We start from the raw sequence: 23,957 nt of genomic DNA on the forward strand, positions 1-23,957 counted from the left end.
GCGCCCAAAGCGGCTAATCAGAAAACAGCTCAAGGGCACCAGCGTTACCTTGCAACAGCTCAACAAAGCGATTGTAACTCACCAACCCTGGAAAAGAAGGTCGCTCATGCCTCAATACCTGATTCAGGTAATAGTACTTAAACGTCCGGTAGCCCGACAGATGAAATCCCACCACGATCGTCATGATTTCACCAAGACACAGCTCCCCTCGCCGCCAACGCAGCTTCAGCGAGGATTCCAGCAAGTGCTGCTCCCCACATGACTCAAATCCTTTACAAAAGTCGTCAATTGCACAAAAAATCGCTATAGTATCCATCGGAATCTGACTCCTCCAGTGATGAAGCTCTTTCTCATAATCGTTTCATCGTAAGGAATTCGGATTCCTGTTACAGCTTTTCTTATGTCGAACTCACGTTATTTAGGGATAGCGTTTGGAGTGATAATTTCGCTTCTAGCTCCCAGGTACTGAGTTTCCCAAGCTGCGCGCCATGCGGGCGGCAGCGATGATTTTACTGTGATTGTACTCACGCCTGATTATGAAAATTCCTATGTTGTGTGAGTTGCTCTCGATCTCATGAATCACTTATTTCGTCAAAATTGTCAATCGATCACTTCAGCGTAGTGAGTCGTAATCTCAGAGCGTTTCCAATGACACTGACCGAAGAAAGTGACATCGCGGCAGCGGCGATAATCGGAGACAGCAGCGTGCCGAAGAATGGGTAGAGAATACCTGCTGCCACCGGTACTCCGGCAGCGTTGTAAATAAACGCAAAAAACAAGTTTTGCCGGATGTTGCGCATGGTTGCCATGGACAGCTTACGGGCGCGAACGATGCCGATCAGGTCGCCTTTGAGGAGTGTGATGCTGGCGCTTTCCATGGCAACATCCGTGCCGGTTCCCATGGCGATGCCCACATCAGCCGCTGCCAGTGCCGGCGCATCGTTGGTGCCGTCGCCGGCCATCGCAACAATTCGTCCCGCTTCGCGCAGCTTTTTGACAATTTTGCCTTTGTTCTCGGGAAGAATTTCTGCTTCGACTTCCTCGATCGCTAATTTCTTGGCCACAGCCTCGGCGGTGCGGCGGTTATCGCCGGTTAACATGACAATATGAATGCCCTGTTGCTGCAGCGCCCTGATAGCCGCCGCTGTTGTCGCCTTGATCGGGTCGACTATTGCCAAAAGACCGGCAGCCTTACCGTCCACGGCAATAAAGATGACCGTGGCGCCATCTGCACGCAATGCATCGGCCTGTGTGGTGAGTGACGAAATATCGACGGCATGTTCTTGCATCAGCACTATATTTCCAAGTAACACAGTTTGCTCTTTTATTTTTCCGGTGACGCCTTTACCACTTGGTGCGTCAAATCCATCTGCCGTGGACAGGTCGAGCGATTTTTCTTTCGCTGCAGTGACAATGGCGTGTGCCAAAGGATGTTCGCTGCTTTGTTCCAGCGAGGCAGCCAGAGACAAAAGCGCGTATTCGGTAAGTCCTTCTGTCGTAACAATATTGGTTACTGTCGGTTTGCCTTCAGTGAGTGTTCCGGTTTTATCAATGACCAGCGTATCGATTTTTTCCATACGCTCCAGCGCCTCAGCATTTTTAATGAGTACGCCAACTTGGGCACCCTTACCGACACCGACCATGATCGACATGGGCGTGGCCAGTCCCAGCGCGCAGGGGCAGGCGATGATCAGAACACTGACCGCGGCAATGAGCGCATAGCTGAACGCAGGTACAGGCCCATAGATGGCCCAGACTATGAAGGCCAATAGCGCAATGAGGATCACCGCAGGCACAAACCAGGAAGCAACGGTATCGGCTAGCCTTTGAATCGGGGCGCGGCTGCGTTGCGCTTCGGCAACCATGTAAACAATTTGCGCGAGCATCGTATCCTTGCCTACGTGCTCGGCTTTCATCACAAAACTGCCGGTCTGATTCATCGTGCCGCCGATCACTTTGCTGTCCGGTTCTTTTTTCACTGGCATGGATTCACCAGTCACCATCGATTCGTCCACTGCGCTGCGCCCTTCGACGACAATGCCATCCACAGGCACTTTTTCACCCGGCCGAACACGCAGCAGATCACCTATATGGATATGTTCCAGTGGCACATCTTCTTCTCCACCGTTTGTGTTAATCCGGCGGGCTGTTTTGGGTGCCAGATCGAGCAGGGCGCGGATTGCGCCACCTCAAAGCTTTTGCCAGAACCCGGTAATGTCATCACACTTGGACCGGATAGTATGTGTACACATGCGGTCAGTAGGCAAGCGATCAGTAAAATGGAGAAATTTCTTATCGTTAACATGTTTTATCTCTTTGTATTATTGTGCAGGTGGTTGAGGAGCAACTTGCAGCCAGCCATCTGGACAACTTTTGACATAGGGATAGTAACCTCCAGGATTCTGGCAGTAGTACCAGTAATTAGTTTGTGGTTGCACCGGCCTAGGCGCTTCTCGCTGGATATAAACAGGCGGTGTTACCACTGTCGGCGGATAGCTATAAAACGGTCTATAGAAGAATGGATCGTAGTAACCATAAAAAGGGTAACCAAAAGAACGATAGCCATAGAATCCGGGACCGTAAAAACCAGGATAAAACCCACCTATACCAACACCTAAACTAAAATGCCCATGCCCATGCCCATGCCCATGCCCATGCCCATGCCCATGCCCCCCGCGCCCGCCGCGTGCCCAAACACCATCGCTTAATGCCAATGCCAATAGAATAATCATCAAATATATCCATCCGCACTTTGTCATACGAACTCCATCAAAATCAATTTTTAACTCATCCAATCATTGGACAATACTGATGATTTAAAATTTATCGCTTGCGAAAGTTGTTATTTTAAAGCTGAACGAAAGCTGAGCATTGAACGCACTGCATGCGCTATCAAAGCCGTTTAGTTCTCTCGGCAGCTCTGAACAGGATTCGTTGGGTTGTTACAGGCATGCAGCGGCATTCATTCATTCAGATTTTCGTTATTTGTTACCTGGATTAGTAGCTAGGCGTTCTTTTTTCTTCCTTTAGTACGTGCGGTATAGCGGCTTTCGGATAGTAGAACATGGACCGCAGCGTTAAAAAGGCAGCGATATAAGCCATGTGCCGATTTTCTGTGGATTGAAGTGTTTACTGACATTCTTATGATAAAGCAGCAAAGGTATTGCGATCATTTGTGAGGTGGTTTTGATTTTACCCCAGGAAAGATACCGCAACACTTTTCGATTGACCGATTTGCGCCATCAACTCGCGCAATACCGAAACGGTGATCTCGCGCCAAACGCGAAGCTTCGTTCTGAGATTATTCCCGGCAGCAAGAAAAACAAAAGGAATGTATCCGATACGAATGACGCTGTGCCGCATTCCTCGGCTTACCTGCCCGCGCACTGCCACGATCATCTGCGCAAGTCTTTGATACTTTCGACCTATCTGAATCGTAATTCGGATTTTTCAGCTCTCTTCCTGATTGAGCTGATCTCTCCGCCTGGCCGTCTTTCGCGTGCATAGCGAAAAATGACCCAAAACCAACACTTTTTACTGCTGGCTAGACAAGAATTTTGTGAATTTCGGATTAGTATTAGTTATAGGTCAGATTGACGATCAAATCTTTCCCAGGTGTATTCAGCTCGGGTGAAAAAGTGTGTTTATCTTTGACCCCAGGATAGAATTCGGGAAGCCGCTGTCTTAAATTAGGCCTGTTTCTAAATCATGAGGGCGATATTGTATTGCGAGAGAGGAATAATTCCGATTTCGCTATATGAAATAAGTAGCTTCTAAGCATTAAAGATGGGCTAAGTCGAGGAGATTAATAGTATGGCACTTACCGATCAACAACAGACTTCAATCCTTCAACTTACTCAAGCAATGTTCAATGCCACTCCCGGTGCAATTCATCTGGAGGCTCTCCGTGCCCAAATGGCAGCTGGGAAATCTTTGGCTGATCTGGCACAATCTTTGTCTGGCAGCGATCTTTTTTTTGGCAGAAATTATTCTGCCAATCTTACACCTAGTCAGTTTGCTGTTGCCTTTGTAGATGATTTGGTAAGTAATCGTGCATCTACCGATGATAAAACTTGGGCAATCAACTATATCATTAGCAAAATGGCTGCCGGAGCTACACAAGCCGAATTGATTGCAGAGCTGGCGCAAACTCTTTCTGCTGTTCCTGCTTCAGACCCCCATTGGGGAGAAGCCGCAACGCACTACAACATCAGCATTGCGACAAAAATTGTAGATAATCTGGTGGATAATTCAGTAGCAGAGGCCAACAAAGCTTTTGCAGTGGACTATATCGTTGCTCAAATAGCTGCCGGACAGACTTTCGGTGTCATGGTCGAACAGGCAATAACTGCGCTGGACAGCGTGGATCACGCTGATCCTGTTTGGGGTGATGCGGCGGCGTTGTTTGATAATCGCATTGAAGTCTCCAGATATTACTCTATAGATAAGGCAGGTACTGCCACAGACTTGGCAATCCTGCAAAATATCTTGGCAGGAATCAGCGCAGATGTTACTACGGTTGTTATTGCCAAGGCTGCGATTGATATTTCTGTCATCAACCTATCCAGTCTCGATGGCAGCAATGGTTTTCGCTTGGATGGAGCGGCAGCGAATGATTATTCAGGTTTTTCGGTCAGCGGCGCCGGGGACATCAATGGCGACGGCTTTGCTGATTTGTTGGTCGGTGCTGAAGGAGCTGATCCGAACGGTAGCTACTCTGGCTCCAGTTACGTGGTTTTTGGCAAGGCTGCGGGATTTACTGCCACACTGAATCTATCCAGTCTCGATGGCAGCAATGGTTTCCGCGTGAATGGGACGGCCGCGGATGATTTGTCGGGTTATTCAGTCAGCGGTGCAGGAGACTTCAACGGCGACGGCTTTGCTGATTTGATTATCAGTGCCCCCTATGCCGACCCGAGCGGCAGTTCTTCTGGCTCCAGTTACGTGGTATTTGGCAATAACTTCACCGCTGCGGTGACCTTTCTCGGCAGAACCGAGAATGATAGTTTTGTTGCTGGTACCTCATTGGCGGAGCGCTTTGTGGCCGGCAATGGCAACGACACGATGGTCGGTGGTGGCGGAGCGGATGTATTTTATGGTGGTGCGGGCAGCGACACTATCGAGGTAGCCGATCTTGGCTTTCAGTTAGTGGATGGCGGCCCTGGTGATGACACACTAGCTTTGACTGGCAACAGCTTGAATCTGGATCTAGCCGGTGTGCGCGGCAGAATCAGTGATATTGAAACAATCAACTTGACCGGTAGCGGTAACAATACGTTGACTGTAAACGCATTGGATTTGCTGAATCTGTCGGATACCAGAAATACCTTGAAAGTGAATGGCAATGCGGAGAATAGCATTGTTGGATTGAGTCACGGCTGGACGGATGGCGGTGTTAATGGCGGCTACCACACCTACATCCAGGGGGCGGCGGTGCTGCTGGTTGGCGTTCATGTGACGACGGATTTTGCCTAAGGGGCTCCGCTTATCGGGATGGTACGACCCATCGTCCTGTCGCCACTGGAATTCATGCAACGGCTGGTTGCGCTGGTTCCCTGGCCAAGGCTCAACCTTATTCGTTATCATGGCGTGCTCGCGCTAAACGCGAAGCAGTTTGGAAGCGTATTAACGATTACCTGACGCGCTGAGGGTAGCTGAATGCAGATTTATATTTACTCACCGGGTTGCAGTCTAATAGGTACTTCGATGGTTTCACCTTTCCGCAGCACAGTAATCTTGATGGTATCGCCCACTTTGTAGCCATCAATGCGTGCGAGTAATTTTTCTACTGAATCGATGGACTTACCCTCAACGGCAATGATGATGTCGTTAGCGACCACGTTTCCTTCTGATGTGATCGTCGCACCTTGAAGGCCGGCTTCCTCTGCCGCTGATCCGGGACTGATGCTCAATATCACGACGCCGGTTATTTTCAAGCGCTCAGTCAAACGGTTATTAAGTTTTTCGTCAACCGTAATACCTACCGCCGGACGAATATATTTGCCGCGACTGATCAGTTGCGGAACGACGCGATTGACGGTATCGACCGGTACAGAAAATCCTATCCCGGCACTGACACCGCTGGGGCTGTAAATGGCGGTATTGATGCCGATCAATCGGCCTGCCGAATCCAGCAATGGACCGCCGGAATTGCCCGGGTTGATGGCCGCATCGGTTTGGATCAGATTATTGATGATGCGTCCGTCACTGCTTGGCAGTGACCGATCCAGTGCTGAAACAATACCGGTGGTCAGTGTCCAGTCAAGACCGAAAGGATTGCCGATGGCAAATACTTTCTGTCCGACCTTGAGATCGTAACTGCTGCCTAGAGGAACCGGCGTGGGCCGCTGGAAGCCGGTACTTATTTTCAGCACGGCAATATCATGCGCCGGGCTGGCGCCCACTAATGAAGCCCTATAATCGCGTCCATTTGCAAGGCGCACAGTAGCTTCACTGGCACCTTTAATGACATGGAAATTGGTAATAATATGCCCGAGATCATCCCAGATAAAGCCTGAACCGGTGCCGCTGGGAACAGAAAAAATATTGCGTGTCCAGGCATCCATGACGCGCTGGCGGGTGGTAATGAATACGACGGAATCGCGCGAATTTTCAAAGAGTTCAATGGTGGTTTTCTCGTCTTCAGCCAGATTGCCACGCGGTTGAACCAGCCGCGGTTCGATTTCTTCCTGCCTGTCTTTACTTGTAAAATAATCTAAGCGAAGCGCATACGGAAAGTATGGGTACAGAAAGCTGTGAAAAAACAGCGCCAGCAATATGCCAACCAGTGTGATCCAGATCAGCCGGGATAGAAATCCATTATTATTGGGCATGAATGTTTATTCCTATTTTTCTTATTTATCTTATCTTATTGGCTGGCTGCCTGTGCCCATCGCACCAGATCCTGTTCGCCCATAGCGCCTGATTGTCTGGCAATTTCCCGGCTCCCTTTAAACACCGCCAAGGTTGGAATACTGCGGATATTGTAACGGGCGGCTAATCCCTGCTCATCTTCAGTGTTAATTTTAACCAGACGCATCCTGGGTTCCAAGGCAGCCGCTGCCTTGGCAAATGCGGGTGCCATCATGCGGCACGGACCGCACCATGGTGCCCAAAAGTCAACCAGCAGCGGAATATCATTGTGAGAAAGGTGCCGATTGAAATGCTGTTCTGTAAGTTCGACTGGTTGCGCAATAAATAACGCTTGATGGCAGGCGCCACATTTGGGCGACGCAGTCAGACGGTCTGCGGGAACTCGATTGGTCGCATGGCAATGCGGGCACACAATATGTAAGGACATCAGTAGTTTTCCTTTAAATTATTTGAAAACATTTTTTGCATTTTCATCTCGCTGGATTGCTTTGAGGCGGGTGCGGAGAAATTCAATTTCTTCGATCATATCGGCAACCAGGCCAGCCAGTTCCGGATTGCATTCGAAATCTCTTTCAATTGTGATGATTCTTTTGACACGCATAAAACTGCGACTATCGAATATCCATGAGGCAGGATCGGTACTGCTTAACTCTTCATTCAGCAACAAGCCGCATTGGACGTGCTCAATGATCCATTCACGGCTGACCTGGCAGCTTTTTGCCAATTCATCCAGATTGAGCTTGGTGTCCTCAAGTGAAATGGCATCAATTTCGTGCGACATGATTTACACTCCAAGATTCTGGCGTGGATTGAATGCGAGTTCCCGCGCCATGGTTTGATAAAATTCACGTGCTTTGGCGGTAGTGGCAGGGGGTAATACCACTTCCAGCACCAGATACAGATCGCCGGGCGTGGCAGCAGGAATACCGCGTCCTTTCAAACGCAGCTTACGGCCTGCTTGGGAGTTTTCCGGCACCCGCACTTCAACCAGACCATCCGGCACTGGTATTTTAATCATTGCACCCAATGCTGCTTCCCACGGAGCAACTGGTAAAGTGGCATAGACATCCTTGTTTTCAATCCGGTAACGGCTATGAGGTTTGAAATGCACTTCCAGAAATAAATCTCCGGCTGGTTCTCCGGCATGACCTGGGCCACCCTGTCCGGCAAGCCGGATGACTTGTCCCGCATACACGCCCTTCGGGATACGGACATCGAGAGTATGTTCGGCGAGCACAGTGCGTCCATGACGGTCGAGCTTGGGCATGCGCAGTGTCAAGCCACGAGTGCTGCCATGATAGCTATCTTCCAGGTCCAGCATGATTTTGGCGTGATGATCTTCGCCCCGCATCCGGTGGGTATATCGAGCACCATCGCCCATGCCACCCATTTGTCTGCCAAATAATTCCGTAAAGAAATCACTGAAATCCGCTGCCTGTGCACTACTAGATCCCCGTCCGCTGAATTCAAAACCCGCATCCCAACCGGGAGGTGGCTGAAAATCGCTACCAGCCTGGAATCCGCGTCCTTGTCCCAGTTGGTCATAGGCAGCGCGTTTTTCCGGATCAGAAAGCACGGTATACGCTTCATTCACTTCTTTCATTTTGTGTTCGGCGCCAGCCTCTTTTGAGACATCCGGATGATATTTGCGCGCCAGACGGCGAAAAGCTTTTTTGATTTCTTCTGCCGTGGCATCACGCGTGACGCCGAGTGTCTGGTAATAATCCTTGAATTCCAAGTCAATCCTCCCTGTTTGTCACGCTGTCACATCTGCATTATTGTCGCATTAGATCAAATAGTGAAGTTTCATTATCAGCATAAAACTTTCCGCAGTTTTATGGATAAGAGGGTTCGTTTAACCAATTGATCAATTATTAGAAAATAATTGATATCAAAATGGTCCTGTTATTTCAAAGGTAACACCATCCTCGATGCGCCCGCTTTTGCCACGCTGGGAGCTGAAGTACAGGCGCGAGCCGTCGGGACTGAAGGCTGGGCCGACTATTTCTGAGTGGTCATGCCCGACTACTTGCAGCAACGGCAGCACCTTACCGGCGGTAAGAACAACAATCTGCATATCGCCATCATCCTCAGCAACCAGTAATTCGCCCGCAGCATTGGTCGTGATATTATCAACCCCAGTCAATATCGGCCGCAGATATAAGGCAGCGTTATAAACGATGGTGAGTCGTTGCTGCTGCACATCATACGCCCAGATGCGATCATCGCCTTTGGTGGAAAAGTAAACAATACCGCCGTGATACCAGATGTCTTCCCCGCCTTTAAAGCGGGTGCTGTTGGCGATCTGTTTACGTGTCGGAATTTTGGTTGCCAGTGGGTCAGGCAAGGCATGCCAGCGCACTGTGCCGACAGAACCTTTAACGACTTCAGCCACTTCCAGAATACCATCATCCAGATCGGGGTTTCCTGCAGCATCGAATGTGCGAGCGGTATAGCGATATAAACAACCATCCGGTTCATCTTCGGTCAAGTAAAGCTGTTTGTTGCCAATATCCACGGCAACGGCTTCGTGTCTGAATAAGCCCAGGGCATTTCTGACACGCGCTGCTTTTTGTCCAAACGGATCGCATTCCCACACCTGGCCGTTTTCAGTTTCCTCACACGATAGCCATGTTTGCCAAGGGGTATGTCCACCTGCACAGTTGCGGCTGGTATGGCGCAGAATAGGGTAAGCATCAATAATTTCTCCCTGCGCATTGAAGCGTAATGCCCCGGCGCCGCCTGTATAGTCTACCAGTTCGCTATTAGAGACATAAATCCAGCCACCATCAGCAGCGGCAAAGACAGCGCCGCCATCAGGTGCTGCATGCCAGTGATAGCCAAAAAGCTTTTGACCCGAGCGGGCTACGATGCGGGAAGTAAAACCTGCAGGCAAACGTACACCGTTTTGGTCGGGTGGCAGAAGCTCGCCTATTGATGCCAGTGGTAAAAGTGCGGCTTTAATGGAATTCGGTAACAAAGCATTGCCAACAAAAGTGCCCAGTCCGATAAAACCGTATTGCAATAGCTTACGTCGTTGTCTGTCAAATACTTGCATTTAAAATATCACCTCAATGAGCAATAAAATGGGTTTCCGTTTTGCAGTTAAAGATAGTTTACAATGTTGTGCTGTTGAATGACCATTAGAACGGAAGTGCATTGCAATGATTCAAATACTTAAACCGATTGTTTCTTTCTTGATGTTTCTGATTGTATTGTTTTTTATTAGCACCATCTTATCGATCACGACCAGCTATCCCATGTGGCTTTGTGCCGTTTTCTCACTGGCCTGCGCATTATTGGCAGGCTGGTTTGCGTGGAAACTGGTTTCCGGGGAAAGAACGGGTGCGGGTGTCGCAGTCATCAGCGGTGCATTAATACTCGGCGGATTATTTTTTATCATTGGTTTTTTAGGACCCATGGCTTTTGCCAAAGATACCAGTCAAGGCCCTTTGATCGGAATATTTATTGCAACGCCATTAGGTGTTGTGATGGGAGCAATCGGCGGTTATCTGTATGCTTCCAGGCAGAATGTAAATCCGGACGATTAATGGATTGGTTAAAGGGAGGCTCGCTGTGCATTTATTCGACGAAGCGGAACTGTCTCAGACAGGGCGCGAAGAATTATGCCCTGGTGCGATTGTATTACGTGGTTTCGCACTCGCTGGTGCAACAACGCTTTTGGAGGCACTGGGCCATATCATCATTACAGCGCCATTTCGCCACATGGTGACACCAGGCGGATTCCGTATGTCTGTTGCGATGACCAATTGTGGCTCCTATGGCTGGGTAACCGATCACACCGGTTATCGTTATGACGCGACCGATCCTGAAAGCGGCCAACCGTGGCCGAAAATGCCCGGTGTGTTTCTGAAACTGGCACAGGATGCTGCAGCCAGTGCCGGTTTTGAAGATTTTACGCCGGATGCCTGCCTTATCAATCGGTATGCTTCAGGTACACGGCTGTCCTTGCATCAGGACAAGAACGAACGCGATTTGAACGCACCGATCGTGTCCGTTTCGCTCGGCGTTCCTGTCATTTTCCTATGGGGCGGCTTGCGCCGCGAAGTTAGGCCTTCACGAGTGCCCTTGTTGCATGGGGATGTAATGGTATGGGGCGGCCCGGCGAGACTCCGCTACCATGGCATCTTGCCGGTCAAGCAAGAATATCATCCGTTAACCGGTTCGCATCGGATTAATCTGACATTTCGCAAAGTAGCTTGATAGAAGATAGGTTGATAAAAATATTAGCAATGCGTGTAATATTGAACGATCAGAATCTTAGTTGAAGGGCCTCGTCTGATTTTTAAGAATTTTTTTATGCATTTCAAGATGTGCAAAAAGGAAATGGCATGTGGCTCCATTTAACATTTTCTCACTGGCTGGGCATAGTCGACTGGGTGGCGCAGCGTAAAGCGCTAGGCGTCAGTGCGCATGCTATCCGCTCCAGTAAGCGATCCAGTAAGAAATTTTGCAACCACTGGGCTTACCGGATACTGTTAGTTTCGAGTTTGCTGGTAAGCGGTTGTGCGATGGGCCCCGATTATTTGCGGCCCCATGTTGACACTGCCGAACAGTTTCGTGTCTCCCAGACGGAAGGGCAATCCATTGCCAATCTCCCTTGGTGGGAGCTTCTGCGTGATGAGCAGCTGCAACGATTGATTAACCACGCTTTGCTCGAGAATAAGGATCTCAAGCAGGCGATAGCCAGTATTGAAGAGTTTCAGGCTCGTTCACGCATTGCGGCGATGGATTTTGTACCCAATATGCAGATCAACGCCAATGCGCCAGTGTTCGGCACGCTCGGCGGATTCCAGGTTCCTGGCTTTCCAACACCTTTTAATTATTTCGGACAAACTACCCTGAATTGGGAAATTGATGTCTGGGGCAGAATTCGCCGCTCCAATCAAGCCGCCTGGGCTGACTTGATGGCGCGTGAGGAAAACCGCCGGGCCATCATTCTGTCGCTGATCAGTGCTGTGGCGCAATCCTATTTTGACCTTTTGCAATTTGATATCCAGCGGGATATTGCGCATCGTGCATTAGCTTCATGGGAAGAATCAGTCGCCATTTCGCAAGCGCAGTTACAAGGTGGCGTGATTTCCCGCCTGGATTTGGATCAGTTTGAGGCGGAACGTGCCAATGCGGCGGCCCGGCTGGCTGAACTGGAGCGGCAAGTGGTGCAGAAGGAGAATGAGCTCAGCGTATTGTTGGGAACCAATCCGGCATCGATCACGCGCGGGCGCCCACTGACTGAGCAATTGATTCCGCTGCAGGTGCCCGCAGGCTTGCCTTCCGAATTGTTGCAGCGGCGCCCGGATATTCTTCAGGCCGAGCAAGCCCTGGCGGCTGCTACTGCCAGAATCGGCGTGGCTAAGGCAGCGCGGTTTCCCAAATTTTCGATTACCGGTTTTCTCGGTGTGGCCAGCCCGGCTTTATCCAATCTTTTGTTATCGGGCAGCGAGTTTGGGGTGGGCGGGCTAGGCCTGGCAGGTCCACTGCTGAATGCGCAAAGCTTAGGGTTCGAGCAACGCGCTGCGGAAGCGCAAGCGCGGCAGGCGCTGGCGCAATATGAGCAAACCATTCTGGTAGCATTCAAGGAAGTGGAAGATGCATTGATAGCTATCCGTACCGTCAGCGACCAGCTCAAGGCGAAGCAACAGCAGGTCGAGGCGTTGTACTCGGCTTTAAGGGTGGCCAATCTGCGTTACGAGGGAGGTATTACCAGTTACGTGGATGTGCTGCTTGCCAAACGTAACCTGTTTGATGCCGAATTTTCTCTGAGCGCTGCGCATCGCTTCCATCTGGTGTCCGTCGTTCAACTCTACAAGGCGTTAGGTGGGGGGTGGATGCCGTAACTGATTGCTGCTTTTGTCAATTACTACAGCTACCTGTAGGTAGAAAAAACAACAATCAGGGTGATAAGTAAAGCTATACTGAATCAAAATACGATACTTATAGGAGATCATCATGAGCCAATATCAAATTGCTGTAATCGTCGGCAGCCTTCGCAAGGATTCATATAATCGCAAGTTAGCTAACGCGCTCGTGAAACTGGCGCCGCCCGAGTTTTCGTTCAAACACATGCAGATCGGCGATTTACCGCTCTACAACCAGGACGACGATGCGAATCCGGCCGAACCGGTGAAGCGATTGAAAGCTGAAATCGTGGCATCGCAAGGTCTTTTATTTGTCACGCCGGAATACAATCGCTCTATACCTGGCGTACTCAAAAATGCAATTGATCATGCTTCCCGGCCGTATGGACAAAGCGCGTGGGCAGACAAACCGGCCGGGATCATAGGCATCTCACCGGGCGCTGCGGGTACAGCGATGGCGCAGCAGCATTTGCGCAATATGCTGGCTTATCTGGATGTACCAACCATGGGGCAGCCTGAAGCGTTTATTCAGGCAAAAGACGAATTGTTCGATGCCGACGGCAATATCGGTGCAGCTAGCAAGAATTTTCTGCAAAAGTGGATGGATCGGTATGTTGTCTGGATAGGCAGACACGCTGGCTGATACATGATGCTGTATACCTGTGAATCAATGAAGTAATGGAATAAATGATTAATAACAAGCCTTACTTGGTTAGACTAGCCAGGCACATCAAAATGATCATTATTGGCATGAATGCCGGGCTGTTTCTGATTCTGCTGACTGGCTGCTCGGGGAAATCGCCAACCCCTCCTTCGCCACCGCTTCCTGAAGTGGAAGTCATCACCGTAACCACGCAAATGATTCAGGATGAGCCAGAATTCATTGGGCAGACAGAAGCGTTTCGTCCGGTGGAGATTCGTTCGCAAGTCAGCGGGATCATTAAAAAGGTCTTCTTTACTGAAGGGCGCAATGTCAAAAAAGGCGATCAGCTCTACCTGATTGATCCGGTACCATTTAGAGCGATTTATCTCAGCAGCAAAGCCAGAGTAGCGCAGGCTCAGGCCCGGCTTGATCTGGCCAAGCAAGATTTGGCACGCGTGCGGCCGCTGCTTGAGCAACAAGCGGTCAGTAAAAAGAATGTGGACGATGCGCAGGCAGAATTGCTGAGCGCTAAAGCAGCTCTGGAGGCGGCACAAAATGATCTGATTAAAGCCAAATTTGACCTGGACAATACGCTGATTACCGCGCCGGTGAATGGCCGCATTGGCCGCAGCCATTTTTATGAAGGCCGGTTGATTTCAGCTCAGACTACTTTGCTGACTACGATCGATCAGCTCGATCCGATGTATGTCAATGTAAGCGTTCCTGAAAGCTATTTGTTGCGCCGCCGCCGTGAAATTGCCGAACATAAGGTCGAAAGGCCGGATATTTTTCAATTACGCGGCGTGATGACTTTCTCGGATGGGAGCGTGTATCCGGAGGAAGGGGTACTGGATTTCGCGGATGTTGCCTTGCGGCCTGAGACCGGTACCTTGCAGGGGCGGTTTGTATTTCCTAATCCGGAAGGAAGTTTTTCTCCCGGGCAATCGTATTTCTATCCCGGCCAGTTCGTCAAAATCCGTGTCAAGGGATACACCCGCACCAGCGCGATTTTGATTCCTCAACGTGCCGTTCAGCAGGGGCCGAGCGGCTCATTTGTGTACGTGATTGATAAGGAGCAAAGGGCGGAATCGCGACCGATCCGCGCAAGTGTTTGGCGTGGCAAAGAATGGCTGATTGAAGAGGGCCTGCATCCGGGAGAGCGCGTGGTTGTGGAAGGGTTTTATCGCATCTTGCCGGGGGTTCAGGTCAACGCCATTTCTCATCAGCAAGAAAAAAACCCCTCAGCTTCTCATGTTGAGGAATCCACCATGCAGAATGTGCCATGAATTCATATTTCTTTATTGATCGGCCTATTTTTGCGTCGGTGTTATCGATCATCATTGTCGTCGTCGGCCTGGTTGCCTTACAGAAATTACCGATTGCACAATTTCCGCAAATTACGCCTCCCATGGTGCAGATCGATGCGGATTATCCGGGCGCCAGCGCAGAAGTGGTGGCGGAAGCTGTGGCACGCCCGATCGAAGTGCAACTGCCGGGCATTGATAACCTGCTGTACTATGAATCGACCAGTACGAACGATGGCCATATGACGATGAAACTGACGTTCGAGATTGGCACCGACGTGGATATCGCGCAGGTCCAGACGCAAAACCGGCAACGTCTTGCCGAACCGCAACTGCCGGATGAAGTGGTACGGCAGGGCATTACTGTCAAGAAAACCTCGCCGGATCTGCTGGCGGTGATTGCGTTGAGCTCAACCGATCCCAAGCATGACACGGTTTTCCTGTCGAATTATGCGTTATTGCGAATTCTCGATAATGTCAAGCGGCTACCCGGTGTCGGGGATGCAATTATTTTTGGCGGGCAGAACTATTCCATGCGGTTAATCCTCGATCCTATCCGCATGGCACAACTTAATATTACGCCCACTGAAATTGCGACTGTCGTGCGCGAGCAGAATCGTGATTTTCCGGCCGGCAGAATCGGCCGTGAACCTACCCCGAAAGGCACCGAACTGACTATTCCGGTGATCACACGCGGTCGCATGAGTGAAGTCAGGGAATTCGAAGACATGATTGTGCGCGCTTATCCCGATGGTTCGATGGTGCGGATGCGGGATGTCGCGCGGGTGGAGCTGGGGGCGCAATCTTACGATTTGCAAGGCCGATGGAACGGAAAACCCAATACATTCCTGCTGACTTTTTTGGCTCCAGGTGCGAATGCGCTTGACACCGTCCGGCGCGTGCGCGAAGAAGTGGAGAAGCTCGCCAAGAGTTTTCCGGCTGGCGTATCGTACGATATTCCCTACGACACCACGGCATTCATTGATGTTTCCATCCGGGAGGTAGTAAAGACCCTCGGTGAAGCCATGTTGCTGGTGATTCTGGTTGTGTTTTTGTTTCTGCAAAGCTGGCGTGCCACGCTGATTCCAACCATTGCCGTACCGATTTCGTTGATCGGAACACTTGCAGGTATGGAGGCGTTGGGATTTTCGATCAATACGCTGACGCTTTTTGGCATGGTTCTGGCTATCGGTATCGTGGTGGATGATGCAATTGTGGTGGTGGAGAATGTAGAGCGACATATGAGTCAGGGATTATCGCCTAAAGATGCGGCAAAGAAAGCGATGAGCGAGGTGACGGGGCCAGTGATTGCGATTGTTCTGGTGTTGGCTGCCGTGTTTGTGCCGGTGGCTTTTTTGGGGGGCATTACTGGCGAATTGTATAAGCAATTTGCCATTACCATTGCATTGTCGGTGGCTATTTCGGGGTTTGTTGCACTGACGCTAAGTCCAGCGCTGTGCGCGTTGGTACTCAAGCCGGGTCATGGCAACCCTAATCGATTCTGGAAGCTATTTAACCGGTCGTTTGACTGGGCGCAGGCACGCTATGTTGGAACGGTCGGCATTGTCATTAAACGCTCTGCAATCGCGCTGGCTATTTTCCTGATCTTGTTATTGGTCATTGCTGGCTTGTTCAGAACCATTCCCGGAAGTTTTCTGCCGGAAGAGGATCAGGGCTATTTTATTACGGTCGTGCAATTGCCGGATGGAGCTTCACTGACGCGCACCATTGAAGTTTTGGAGAAAATTGAAGGCTACTTCCAGTCGATTCCGGCTGTTCATTCAACCGATACCCTGGCCGGTCAGAATTTTGTTTTTGGTACCCGTGGCCCCAATCAGGCAACGATGTTCATCCCATTACATCACTGGGATGATCGTAGTCATGCCAGTGAGCAGGTTCCTGGCCTTATCGCGGGCGCTTTTGAGGAATTTGCCAAAATTCCGGAGGCGTTGATTCTGGCTTTTAATGCGCCTTCGATCCCTGGCCTGGGTTCCACGGGTGGCTTCACAGCGCAATTGCAAGATCCCGGGGGTGGTAACTTTGCCGAATTTGCTGCCGTCGCTCAGGAATTTGTCGCCAAAGCAATGGAACATCCAGCCATTGCAGTTGCCAGCACCAATTTCCGTGTCAGCGCTCCGCGGTTGTATGCTCAGGTTGACCGGGAGCGCGCGAAAGCGCTGGGTGTGCCCATTTCTGAGGTATTCGATACCATGCAGGCTTATTTTGGCAATCTGTATGTGAATGATTTTGTGAAGTTCGGCCGTATTTATCGGGTGCAGACGGAGGCCTTGCCTGAATACCGCTCTAACCCGGACGATATCAGCAAAATCTATATACGTGCCCAGAACGGAGCAACACATTCCATGATTCCGCTGAGTTCCGTCGTGACCACCGAGTTCAATAGCGGCCCTGATCCGGTGACTCATTTCAATGGTTTCAATTCAGCGCTCATACTGGGGGGAGCAGCACCTGGCTATAGTTCAGGGCAGGCGCTCGAAGCGCTGGAGCAAGTGGCCAATGAAATTTTGACACCGAGGGGTTATACGATCGACTGGAGTGGCATATCGCTACAAGAGCGCAAGGCGAGCGGGCAGTCCATTTTTGTGTTTGCCTTTGCCTTGCTAATGGTATTTCTGGTATTGGCCGCTTTGTACGAAAGCTGGTCTATTCCATTTGCTGTCATTCTGGCAATACCTTTCGGCGTGCTGGGTGCTTTCCTGGCTATTTGGGCACGGGATTTGGCCAATGATATTTATTTCCAGATTGGCTTGGTGACATTGATCGGATTGGCAGCTAAGAATGCGATTCTGATCGTTGAATTTGCCAATCAGCGGCTCGCATCCGGCATGTCCTTGACTGAGGCGGCAATTGATGCAGCACGCCTTCGTTTTCGACCTATTATCATGACGTCAATGGCATTTATTCTGGGTGTGCTGCCATTGGTGATGGCTTCCGGCGCAGGTGCGGCCAGCCGTCATTCCATTGGTACTGGCGTGTTTGGAGGCATGCTGGCAGCTACATTTCTGGCTATTTTCTTTGTACCCCTGTTCTTTGTGATGATCGGCAGGGTCACGCGGCGTAATAAGTGAAACATTATTGAATGCCTTTTCAGGGGACTAATTACCGTAGCGTATCGAGTACAATATACCGCCGTCTCTCCTCAAAACGTACATGGTACCGCCCAAGCCCACCTGAATATCAACTATCTGACCCATGCCAGTGGCAAAAGTAGAGTTAGTTTTAGTTGCAATATCATATCGACGGATCCAGCCAGCACACAAATCACCATAAAAATAATCCCCTACATAATCAGCTGGAAATCGATCTTTGATTGGATTATAAAATGCACTGCCGACTATTGCAGTACAGAAGGCATCAGGTTTATGTGGGTAAACTATAATTGGATTGCGAAACTGAGGATTGCTGCCTTTCCCTTCTACAAACGGCCAGCCATAATTAGATCCTTTAATCCCGTGATTGACTTCTTCCCAGGCATCTTCTCCGACATCATTAATGTATATACGACCTGTCTCAGGTTGTACTGCAAAGTTGTAGGGGTTACGAAAACCTTTGGCCCAGATGGCTCGGTTGATACCCGTAGCAGTTTGATAAAACGGATTGTCGGCGGGGATACTGCCATCCTTATTGATGCGAAGGATTTTTCCTTTCAAATTTCCCAGAGACTGCGCATTGTCGGGATTACCACCATCGCCTACTGCTATATAAAGCTTGCCATCGATTCCAAAACCAATTGCTCCCCCGTTATGAAATGTTGAAGTTCCCAGCGGCTGAATATCAAGTAACACATCTTCACTGCCTGGTAATACAGTATCGCCATTTGCTTTAAAACGACTCACCCGATTGTGAATAACGGGTGTTTTGCTGGTGTAATAAATATACACCCATTGATTAACTAAAAAATCGGGATCAAAAGCAATTCCTAATAATCCCCGCTCCCCACGGCTATCAACTCGGGTTGCAATGTTTAGAAACGATTGGGATAGCAGATTTCCTAGCTCGACAATTCGTATCCGTCCAGCTTGTTCTGTAATAAAAATACGTCCATCAGGTGCAATCGCCATACGCGTGGGATTAACCAAATTCTGCACGACAATGGCTTGCTTAAATCCTGCCGGTACCTTGGCTTGTAACACTGCAGGCAGTAAAACCAATACCATGATAGCTATCAGCCCTAAATTGAGACAAAGTTTTTGCGCCAAGTAACTGGACATGCTGAAATGAAATTGATTAGTAGCCATTTTAATAATCCTCTTAAAAGAAAATCTTGCTTTCTTTTGTTTTTCTTAAATAATTAGAAACTTGTTAATAGGCATAGTTCTGGAGTTTATGTGACAACCAGCAAATATTTATGAGGCCATTTAGTGCTGAATTTGCCGGATTTAAATTGAAATCCGATTCCTGATGAATTGGAAGCTAAAGAGTCTGATCAATGGAGACAGAATTATTATTCGATCAAATCACTTTCGCGGGCAATGCGTGCAAGATCAATCAAATTGATTGCACCGGTTTTGTACATGATCTTGGATTTGTGAACCTCTACTGTGCGATGACTGATGCCCAGGCGAGATGCAACTTCCTTATTGGAGTATCCTTGAACAACCAGTATCATTACCTCTCGTTCGCGACCAGTAAGCTTTGCCAAGCATGATTTTATCCCTCGGCTGCGAGCAATGTCACTCATCCTCTCTTTCGCTTCAGCAAAAGCGGCGCGCACGCAAACCAAGAGCTTTTCTCGTACGACTGGTTTAGTTAGAAAATCCACTGCGCCGCCCTTAATAGCTCGAACACTCATGGGAATATCCCCGTGCCCTGTAAGAAAAATGACGGGTAATACGATCTTGCGCCAGGCAAGTTCTTCCTGGAGTCGCAGTCCATCCATTCCCGGCATTCGCACGTCGATGATAATACAGCCGAAGAAGTGTGACCGGTAGGCGCTCAGAAAAGCTTGTGCATTCTCGAAAGACTGCACACGGATGCCTGCCTGCTCGATCATCAAAGTAAGGGAGTCGCGCACTGCTGCATCGTCATCCACAATAAAAACGACTGGCTCACGCATGATCTTGCGCAAAGGGTAGAGAAAAATGAAACTTAGCACCTGGCTTGGCATCAGAATCTAACCAGAGTTGACCACCGTTGACTTCAATCAGTGCGCGACTGATTGCAAGTCCCATACCGATACCCGTCGGCTTGGTTGTAAAAAAAGGGTCAAAGATGCGCTCAGCCATGATTTGGTCGAGACCCGGCCCATTATCCTGTATTGTCACTAGGGCTGCGTTAGTTTCGGCCAGGGTTTGTACCATGGTTGTAATCGTTAAAGTAGGTGAATCTGCTGTATGCATGGCTTCAGCAGCATTCCTGAATAGATTTAGCAAAGCTTTTTGTATTTGAGTGTAATTACATTGAACAGCAGGGAGATCCTTCTCCAAATGGAGCACTGGATAAAATCCTTGATAGCTGTCATTGCGCACAATGTTCAGTGTTTCGCATATGATATCGTTAAGATTTAACTGCTCGGTTACCAATTCACCTTTCTGTAGAAAAGCAAGCAATTCGTGCAGGCTGCGGCCAGCGCGCTGTGCTTGTTCTACACAGCCTTGTAGTGCTCTTTTTAAGTGATCAGGAAAAACATTATCACTGTCGATTGCATGCAATACCACTTCTCCATAAGCAGAAATTGCGGCCAGTGGTTGATTAAGCTCATGGGCAATTGCAGAGGCTGTGATTGCTGCTACTTGTTGTTTAAAAATCTTTTCTGTTTCATCACGCTGCGCTTGCAGCTTTTTCTGGAGATTTTTCTGTTCTGTGACATCCCGTGTAACGCCTATCAATCGATTGGGACGTCCGGCTTCGAAATATACCCGTCCCCTTGCAGATATCCAACATTCAGTACCATTGGCAGGGTTGATAATGCGATATTCCGCTTTAAATTCTCCGTTACTGCTGGGATCCATTGCTGTATCGATAGCAGCTTGTCTCGCCGTACGATCTTCCGGATGTATTGAGGCTACGAATTCTTCATAACTGATGGTTTTCCCAGAATGCTTACCCCACAATATACGCATCTGTTCATCCCAATAAACGATATTTCGTTTGAAGTCGTAGTCAAAAATCCCTAAGCCTGCTGCCTGCTTGGCCAAACGCAGGCGCTCTTCACTGGCCCGAAGTGCTTCCTCCGCGTCGAGATGCCGATGAGCTATATTAAATATAACAAGAACATAGAGTTGTTGCCCCGCTTTTAGGAAGCTAAAGCTGATATCCAACAATATTTCCTTGCCATCGCGGCTTAGGGCCACAAGTTCATTGACAACACTTTTGGAGCTTTTTTTCGGTCTGTTTAAAAAAAGCTCTTGATGGTACCGATATTGCTTCCGATACCGGGGCATTATAAGCATTTCAATCGCTAATCCATTTAGCTCATCTGCAGAATAACCAAGCAATTGTTGCGCAGCTGGATTTGTCACTATGATCTGACCAGAATCTTCAGTCAACAGCATTGCCTCCGCTGCCACATCGAATAATGTTCGAAAATTTAATTTTTTGAGGGCATCGATCAAGTGATTTTTCCTGCTGCTGAACTGGATAGGTAACATGGTAAAGCTTACGATAAAAACAAATTATTTTCTACAAGTGTGTTGATAAATAAGGGGTTGCACTTACGTGTCAACACGAATATTGCCACACGCTATTCTCTTGTAGGATTTGCAAGGTAGGGAATATGACACAAGCTTATCTATCTTTTTTATTTGATTATTTATTACCTACTTACGATATCTGATGTGTTGTCTTCGCTATGTTACGTTAAAACTTTCAACAGTTTGGAGAAATGAAATGAACAAAAAAACATTAGCTTACGGATATATTCTGACCGAAGTTAAAGCAAGTCACAATACGGCGTTCGAAGAGATGCCACGTAAGGTTCTTCCTGTTTATCTATTTTAAGAGGAATATCACCATGTCATTGTCCAGCCTTCTCGTACCGGCGATACTATTCTTCGCACTGGGTATGCTTGCCTGTCTCATCAAGTCAGATCTGAAATTCCCGCCCGACATGCATAAGATGATTGTTATCTACTTGCTGGTTGGTATCGGGCTCCATGGCGGCAAGGAGCTTGCCGCAGCAAACATGGGAGATGCTCTCTCCGCCGTATGGGCAGCGCTAGCGTTTGGCGTTGTACTGCCCATCATTGCTTACATCATCTTGCGGGCGCTCGGGAAAATAGATCCTCTGAATGCCGCAGCCATTTCCGCGCACTACGGCTCGGTGAGCGCAGGCACCTATATGACTGCGGTTGCATTCCTAGGGGGCATCGGCGTGACGTATGAGGCTTATCCCGTGATCATGCTGGCGATCATGGAATCACCTGCAATCATGATTGGCCTGGTGCTTGCCGGCTATTCCCGAAGAATCCTGGGTGGGGCGTCCAAAGCTGACAAAGGGATGATGAAGCATCTGATAATTGATGCCTTTACCAACGGCAGTATTTTGTTGCTGTTTGGTTCTATGGTAATTGGTTGGGTTATTTCTGAGCCAAGCTACAAAAAAATTGAGCCTTTCTTTGAACTCATTTTTATGGGCGCATTATGTATATTCCTGTGTGATATGGGGATGGAAGCCGGTAAAAGATTGTCGGAGTTCAAGTCTGTAGGCGTTTTCCTAGTTACTTTTGGCATCGTTATGCCTTTAATTGGCGCGATATCCGGGCTATTCGTGGGCCACTTTCTCTTGGGATATTCCATAGGTGGTATCACGTTGGTAACAGTACTGGCGGCCAGTTGCTCCTATATCGCGGTTCCACCAGCGATGCGTCTTGCGGTGCCTGAGGCTAATCCGTCGTTCTATCTGACTTTATCGCTCGGGGTTACTTTCCCGTTTAACGTGGTGGTGGGTATTCCCATGTATTACGCGGCTGCCCAGTACTTGCACGCAACTTATTATCCATGGTGATTGATTACGCGGCTGCCTAGCATTTATTAGATCTTTTGTTATGAATGTAATGCTGCGAAATATCAAGTGTGGTGCCAGAAGAAGTGCAGCCGCGATACTCGCCTGATAGCAGCAATAAAAGTGAGAAGCTTACTTATTTAAATGTGTACCACTTATTGAAATTTCTCAGGATAGCTTCTAATACTTACTGGAGTGTTTATCCTGATTAGATATAAATATTTTGGAGAAAATCATGGCACTAGGACCAGAAATCTTAAAATCAATGAAACGGATTGAGATCGTTATTAACGAAGAGTCACTAGATACTCTGATCGAACTGTTTCGACATGCCAATGTGCGTGGCTACACGGTCATCAAAAGGGCGGGCGGCCTCGGATCAACCGGTGAGCGTGACCCGGATGACTACGTTTTTGAGCAACCTAATGCTGTAATGGTTATCGCCTGCGAAGAAAATCAGGCTGAGAAGATTATCATGACGCTTCATCCCAAGCTGAAGGATTTTGGAGGAATGTGCTTGATGTCCGATTGTCAGTGGATCTTAGGACCGGCAGTTTCCTACTGAACTGGGTGAATAGGGAACAAGCCTGAAGTAATCTAATTCTAAAGATCAAACTGAATTCCGGATTACAAATCTATTGATATTAAAGGCTTGTTCTTACGTATCCACACGAATATTGTTGCTTTCTATTCTCTAGTAGTATTGAGAAAGGCTTAATAACCTATCTGGAATTATATGAACCCAATCATAAAGGAAGAGGTAATCGTATGAATTGGAAGAATGTTCAAATTACCTGCTGGACGGTCTTTTTCATTATTGGATGCTTCTTATGGGGAAGACATCTGTTTGCTACAGAAACAGGCAATGTGGAAACAAAAGAAACTGATAAATCATCAATTAACAGAAAGAATATTATTCTCACTGTGGCTCCATTCGAACCAGTAGAAAGAGAAAGTCCCGGACGTTTTCCGGGTGATTTCTGATTCCGAAATCATCATTTCTCGGACGCTCAAGGTCACGAAGGAAGCTCTGAATAAGCCGTCGAGCGAGATGAGGTGCAAGGCAGACGGAGCGCAGGAAATAAGGCATATCAGATAGATAGACGAATTTCCGAGCACCGCCTAACGCAGCAACTCACTTGCGCAGACACTTATTCAGAGCTTCCTTAATTAATCGTGACCTGCTATGAACTAATGCAGATGTGTATATCTTTCAATTAAATGAAGGTAATAGGCTCAAAAAATTAAACTTGTTTACCACGGGCTTTAGCTATTTGCTAAGCCTGTGGGGCAAT

Annotated in this window: 24 protein-coding genes; 12 read left to right on the forward strand and 12 right to left on the reverse strand. The window is 48.7% G+C overall.

The window, feature by feature from the left end; genetic code table 11:
* Positions 1-13 precede the first annotated feature (13 nt).
* From BM021_RS01320 to BM021_RS01335, 4 genes are all read right to left on the reverse strand, one after another.
* The gene (locus BM021_RS01320) at positions 14-316 is read right to left on the reverse strand and encodes a hypothetical protein (protein WP_090717871.1); all 303 of its coding nucleotides are present in this window, start codon (positions 314-316) and stop codon (positions 14-16) included.
* 292 nt (positions 317-608) lie between these two features.
* Positions 609-2,180, reverse strand: coding sequence for a copper-translocating P-type ATPase (locus BM021_RS01325; RefSeq protein ID WP_090717874.1), 1,572 nt, complete (start codon positions 2,178-2,180; stop codon positions 609-611).
* On the reverse strand, positions 2,087-2,305 hold the full coding sequence (locus BM021_RS01330; RefSeq protein ID WP_090717875.1) for a hypothetical protein: 219 nt from the start codon (positions 2,303-2,305) through the stop codon (positions 2,087-2,089). Before BM021_RS01330 ends, BM021_RS01325 begins: the two co-directional genes overlap by 94 nt.
* A gap of 16 nt (positions 2,306-2,321) precedes the next feature.
* The gene (locus BM021_RS01335) at positions 2,322-2,759 is read right to left on the reverse strand and encodes a hypothetical protein (RefSeq protein WP_090717878.1); all 438 of its coding nucleotides are present in this window, start codon (positions 2,757-2,759) and stop codon (positions 2,322-2,324) included.
* Between the two features lie 427 nt (positions 2,760-3,186).
* Between BM021_RS01335 and BM021_RS16535 the strand changes: the two genes are divergently transcribed.
* From BM021_RS16535 to BM021_RS01350, 3 genes are all read left to right on the forward strand, one after another.
* A complete protein-coding gene (locus BM021_RS16535; protein WP_177186266.1) occupies positions 3,187-3,507 on the forward strand; it encodes a hypothetical protein in 321 nt (106 codons plus the stop codon).
* A gap of 306 nt (positions 3,508-3,813) precedes the next feature.
* Entirely contained in the window at positions 3,814-5,475 is a 1,662-nt protein-coding gene (locus tag BM021_RS01345; protein WP_177186267.1) for an FG-GAP repeat protein, read from the forward strand.
* An 18-nt stretch (positions 5,476-5,493) separates the two neighbouring features.
* The gene (locus tag BM021_RS01350) at positions 5,494-5,640 is read left to right on the forward strand and encodes a transposase (protein ID WP_090717880.1); all 147 of its coding nucleotides are present in this window, start codon (positions 5,494-5,496) and stop codon (positions 5,638-5,640) included.
* A gap of 32 nt (positions 5,641-5,672) precedes the next feature.
* Here the strand turns inward: BM021_RS01350 and BM021_RS01355 are convergent, their stop codons facing one another.
* The 5 genes from BM021_RS01355 to BM021_RS01375 all read right to left on the reverse strand — a co-directional run bounded on the left by BM021_RS01355 (position 5,673) and on the right by BM021_RS01375 (position 9,931).
* Positions 5,673-6,833: a S1C family serine protease gene (locus BM021_RS01355; protein ID WP_090717883.1), complete on the reverse strand. Its 1,161-nt coding sequence runs from the start codon at positions 6,831-6,833 to the stop codon at positions 5,673-5,675.
* Positions 6,834-6,868: 35 nt separating this feature from the next.
* Positions 6,869-7,300 (reverse strand): thioredoxin TrxC, encoded by a 432-nt coding sequence (gene trxC, locus BM021_RS01360; protein WP_090717886.1) that lies wholly within the window; start codon positions 7,298-7,300, stop codon positions 6,869-6,871.
* Between the two features lie 18 nt (positions 7,301-7,318).
* Positions 7,319-7,654: a chaperone modulator CbpM gene (locus BM021_RS01365; RefSeq protein WP_090717889.1), complete on the reverse strand. Its 336-nt coding sequence runs from the start codon at positions 7,652-7,654 to the stop codon at positions 7,319-7,321.
* Positions 7,655-7,657: 3 nt separating this feature from the next.
* On the reverse strand, positions 7,658-8,611 hold the full coding sequence (locus BM021_RS01370; RefSeq protein WP_090717892.1) for a DnaJ C-terminal domain-containing protein: 954 nt from the start codon (positions 8,609-8,611) through the stop codon (positions 7,658-7,660).
* A 153-nt stretch (positions 8,612-8,764) separates the two neighbouring features.
* Positions 8,765-9,931, reverse strand: coding sequence for an alkaline phosphatase PhoX (locus tag BM021_RS01375; RefSeq protein WP_090717896.1), 1,167 nt, complete (start codon positions 9,929-9,931; stop codon positions 8,765-8,767).
* 106 nt (positions 9,932-10,037) lie between these two features.
* On the opposite strand from BM021_RS01375, the gene BM021_RS01380 reads away from it, so the two are divergent.
* The 6 genes from BM021_RS01380 to BM021_RS01405 all read left to right on the forward strand — a co-directional run bounded on the left by BM021_RS01380 (position 10,038) and on the right by BM021_RS01405 (position 17,788).
* On the forward strand, positions 10,038-10,424 hold the full coding sequence (locus BM021_RS01380; protein WP_090717899.1) for a multidrug ABC transporter permease: 387 nt from the start codon (positions 10,038-10,040) through the stop codon (positions 10,422-10,424).
* 25 nt (positions 10,425-10,449) lie between these two features.
* Positions 10,450-11,097 carry a DNA oxidative demethylase AlkB gene (alkB, locus tag BM021_RS01385; RefSeq protein WP_090717902.1) on the forward strand — a complete coding sequence of 216 codons (648 nt, stop codon included), beginning with the start codon at positions 10,450-10,452 and terminating at the stop codon, positions 11,095-11,097.
* 128 nt (positions 11,098-11,225) lie between these two features.
* Positions 11,226-12,731, forward strand: a complete 1,506-nt coding sequence (locus BM021_RS01390) for an efflux transporter outer membrane subunit (protein ID WP_090717905.1) — start codon at positions 11,226-11,228, stop codon at positions 12,729-12,731.
* Positions 12,732-12,843: 112 nt separating this feature from the next.
* Positions 12,844-13,395 carry an NADPH-dependent FMN reductase gene (locus BM021_RS01395; protein ID WP_090717909.1) on the forward strand — a complete coding sequence of 184 codons (552 nt, stop codon included), beginning with the start codon at positions 12,844-12,846 and terminating at the stop codon, positions 13,393-13,395.
* A 92-nt stretch (positions 13,396-13,487) separates the two neighbouring features.
* On the forward strand, positions 13,488-14,681 hold the full coding sequence (locus BM021_RS01400) for an efflux RND transporter periplasmic adaptor subunit (RefSeq protein WP_256207725.1): 1,194 nt from the start codon (positions 13,488-13,490) through the stop codon (positions 14,679-14,681).
* Entirely contained in the window at positions 14,678-17,788 is a 3,111-nt protein-coding gene (locus BM021_RS01405) for an efflux RND transporter permease subunit (protein WP_090717916.1), read from the forward strand. The genes BM021_RS01400 and BM021_RS01405 overlap by 4 nt, the downstream gene beginning before the upstream one ends.
* A gap of 27 nt (positions 17,789-17,815) precedes the next feature.
* Here BM021_RS01405 and BM021_RS01410 read toward each other — a convergent pair whose 3' ends face one another.
* From BM021_RS01410 to BM021_RS01420, 3 genes are all read right to left on the reverse strand, one after another.
* On the reverse strand, positions 17,816-18,958 hold the full coding sequence (locus BM021_RS01410; protein WP_218147792.1) for a PQQ-dependent sugar dehydrogenase: 1,143 nt from the start codon (positions 18,956-18,958) through the stop codon (positions 17,816-17,818).
* A 206-nt stretch (positions 18,959-19,164) separates the two neighbouring features.
* Positions 19,165-19,776, reverse strand: coding sequence for a response regulator transcription factor (locus BM021_RS01415; protein WP_090717919.1), 612 nt, complete (start codon positions 19,774-19,776; stop codon positions 19,165-19,167).
* Positions 19,769-21,274, reverse strand: a complete 1,506-nt coding sequence (locus BM021_RS01420; protein ID WP_256207718.1) for a PAS domain-containing sensor histidine kinase — start codon at positions 21,272-21,274, stop codon at positions 19,769-19,771. Before BM021_RS01420 ends, BM021_RS01415 begins: the two co-directional genes overlap by 8 nt.
* A gap of 398 nt (positions 21,275-21,672) precedes the next feature.
* Between BM021_RS01420 and BM021_RS01425 the strand changes: the two genes are divergently transcribed.
* The 3 genes from BM021_RS01425 to BM021_RS01435 all read left to right on the forward strand — a co-directional run bounded on the left by BM021_RS01425 (position 21,673) and on the right by BM021_RS01435 (position 23,646).
* On the forward strand, positions 21,673-22,665 hold the full coding sequence (locus tag BM021_RS01425; protein ID WP_090717925.1) for a sodium-dependent bicarbonate transport family permease: 993 nt from the start codon (positions 21,673-21,675) through the stop codon (positions 22,663-22,665).
* Between the two features lie 232 nt (positions 22,666-22,897).
* Positions 22,898-23,227: a P-II family nitrogen regulator gene (locus tag BM021_RS01430; RefSeq protein WP_256207719.1), complete on the forward strand. Its 330-nt coding sequence runs from the start codon at positions 22,898-22,900 to the stop codon at positions 23,225-23,227.
* Between the two features lie 203 nt (positions 23,228-23,430).
* Complete coding sequence (locus tag BM021_RS01435; protein ID WP_090717927.1) at positions 23,431-23,646, forward strand: hypothetical protein; 216 nt, start codon at positions 23,431-23,433, stop codon at positions 23,644-23,646.
* Positions 23,647-23,957 lie beyond the last annotated feature (311 nt).

Origin of the sequence: Nitrosomonas sp. Nm166, assembly GCF_900112825.1 — a bacterium.
Lineage (GTDB): Bacteria > Pseudomonadota > Gammaproteobacteria > Burkholderiales > Nitrosomonadaceae > Nitrosomonas.

Coding starts and splice junctions, on each gene's coding strand:
- BM021_RS01375 (WP_090717896.1), bottom strand. CDS start 9,931: ATGCAAGTATTTGACAGACAACGACGTAAGCTATTGCAATACGGTTTT.
- BM021_RS01390 (WP_090717905.1), top strand. CDS start 11,226: ATGTGGCTCCATTTAACATTTTCTCACTGGCTGGGCATAGTCGACTGG.
- BM021_RS01320 (WP_090717871.1), bottom strand. CDS start 316: ATGGATACTATAGCGATTTTTTGTGCAATTGACGACTTTTGTAAAGGA.
- BM021_RS01415 (WP_090717919.1), bottom strand. CDS start 19,776: ATGCGTGAGCCAGTCGTTTTTATTGTGGATGACGATGCAGCAGTGCGC.
- trxC (WP_090717886.1), bottom strand. CDS start 7,300: ATGTCCTTACATATTGTGTGCCCGCATTGCCATGCGACCAATCGAGTT.
- BM021_RS01335 (WP_090717878.1), bottom strand. CDS start 2,759: ATGACAAAGTGCGGATGGATATATTTGATGATTATTCTATTGGCATTG.
- BM021_RS01425 (WP_090717925.1), top strand. CDS start 21,673: ATGTCATTGTCCAGCCTTCTCGTACCGGCGATACTATTCTTCGCACTG.
- BM021_RS01355 (WP_090717883.1), bottom strand. CDS start 6,833: ATGCCCAATAATAATGGATTTCTATCCCGGCTGATCTGGATCACACTG.
- BM021_RS01380 (WP_090717899.1), top strand. CDS start 10,038: ATGATTCAAATACTTAAACCGATTGTTTCTTTCTTGATGTTTCTGATT.
- BM021_RS01330 (WP_090717875.1), bottom strand. CDS start 2,305: ATGTTAACGATAAGAAATTTCTCCATTTTACTGATCGCTTGCCTACTG.
- BM021_RS01400 (WP_256207725.1), top strand. CDS start 13,488: ATGATCATTATTGGCATGAATGCCGGGCTGTTTCTGATTCTGCTGACT.
- BM021_RS01395 (WP_090717909.1), top strand. CDS start 12,844: ATGAGCCAATATCAAATTGCTGTAATCGTCGGCAGCCTTCGCAAGGAT.
- BM021_RS01435 (WP_090717927.1), top strand. CDS start 23,431: ATGAATTGGAAGAATGTTCAAATTACCTGCTGGACGGTCTTTTTCATT.
- BM021_RS01345 (WP_177186267.1), top strand. CDS start 3,814: ATGGCACTTACCGATCAACAACAGACTTCAATCCTTCAACTTACTCAA.
- BM021_RS01410 (WP_218147792.1), bottom strand. CDS start 18,958: ATGGCTACTAATCAATTTCATTTCAGCATGTCCAGTTACTTGGCGCAA.
- BM021_RS01350 (WP_090717880.1), top strand. CDS start 5,494: ATGGTACGACCCATCGTCCTGTCGCCACTGGAATTCATGCAACGGCTG.
- BM021_RS01365 (WP_090717889.1), bottom strand. CDS start 7,654: ATGTCGCACGAAATTGATGCCATTTCACTTGAGGACACCAAGCTCAAT.
- BM021_RS01405 (WP_090717916.1), top strand. CDS start 14,678: ATGAATTCATATTTCTTTATTGATCGGCCTATTTTTGCGTCGGTGTTA.
- BM021_RS01430 (WP_256207719.1), top strand. CDS start 22,898: ATGGCACTAGGACCAGAAATCTTAAAATCAATGAAACGGATTGAGATC.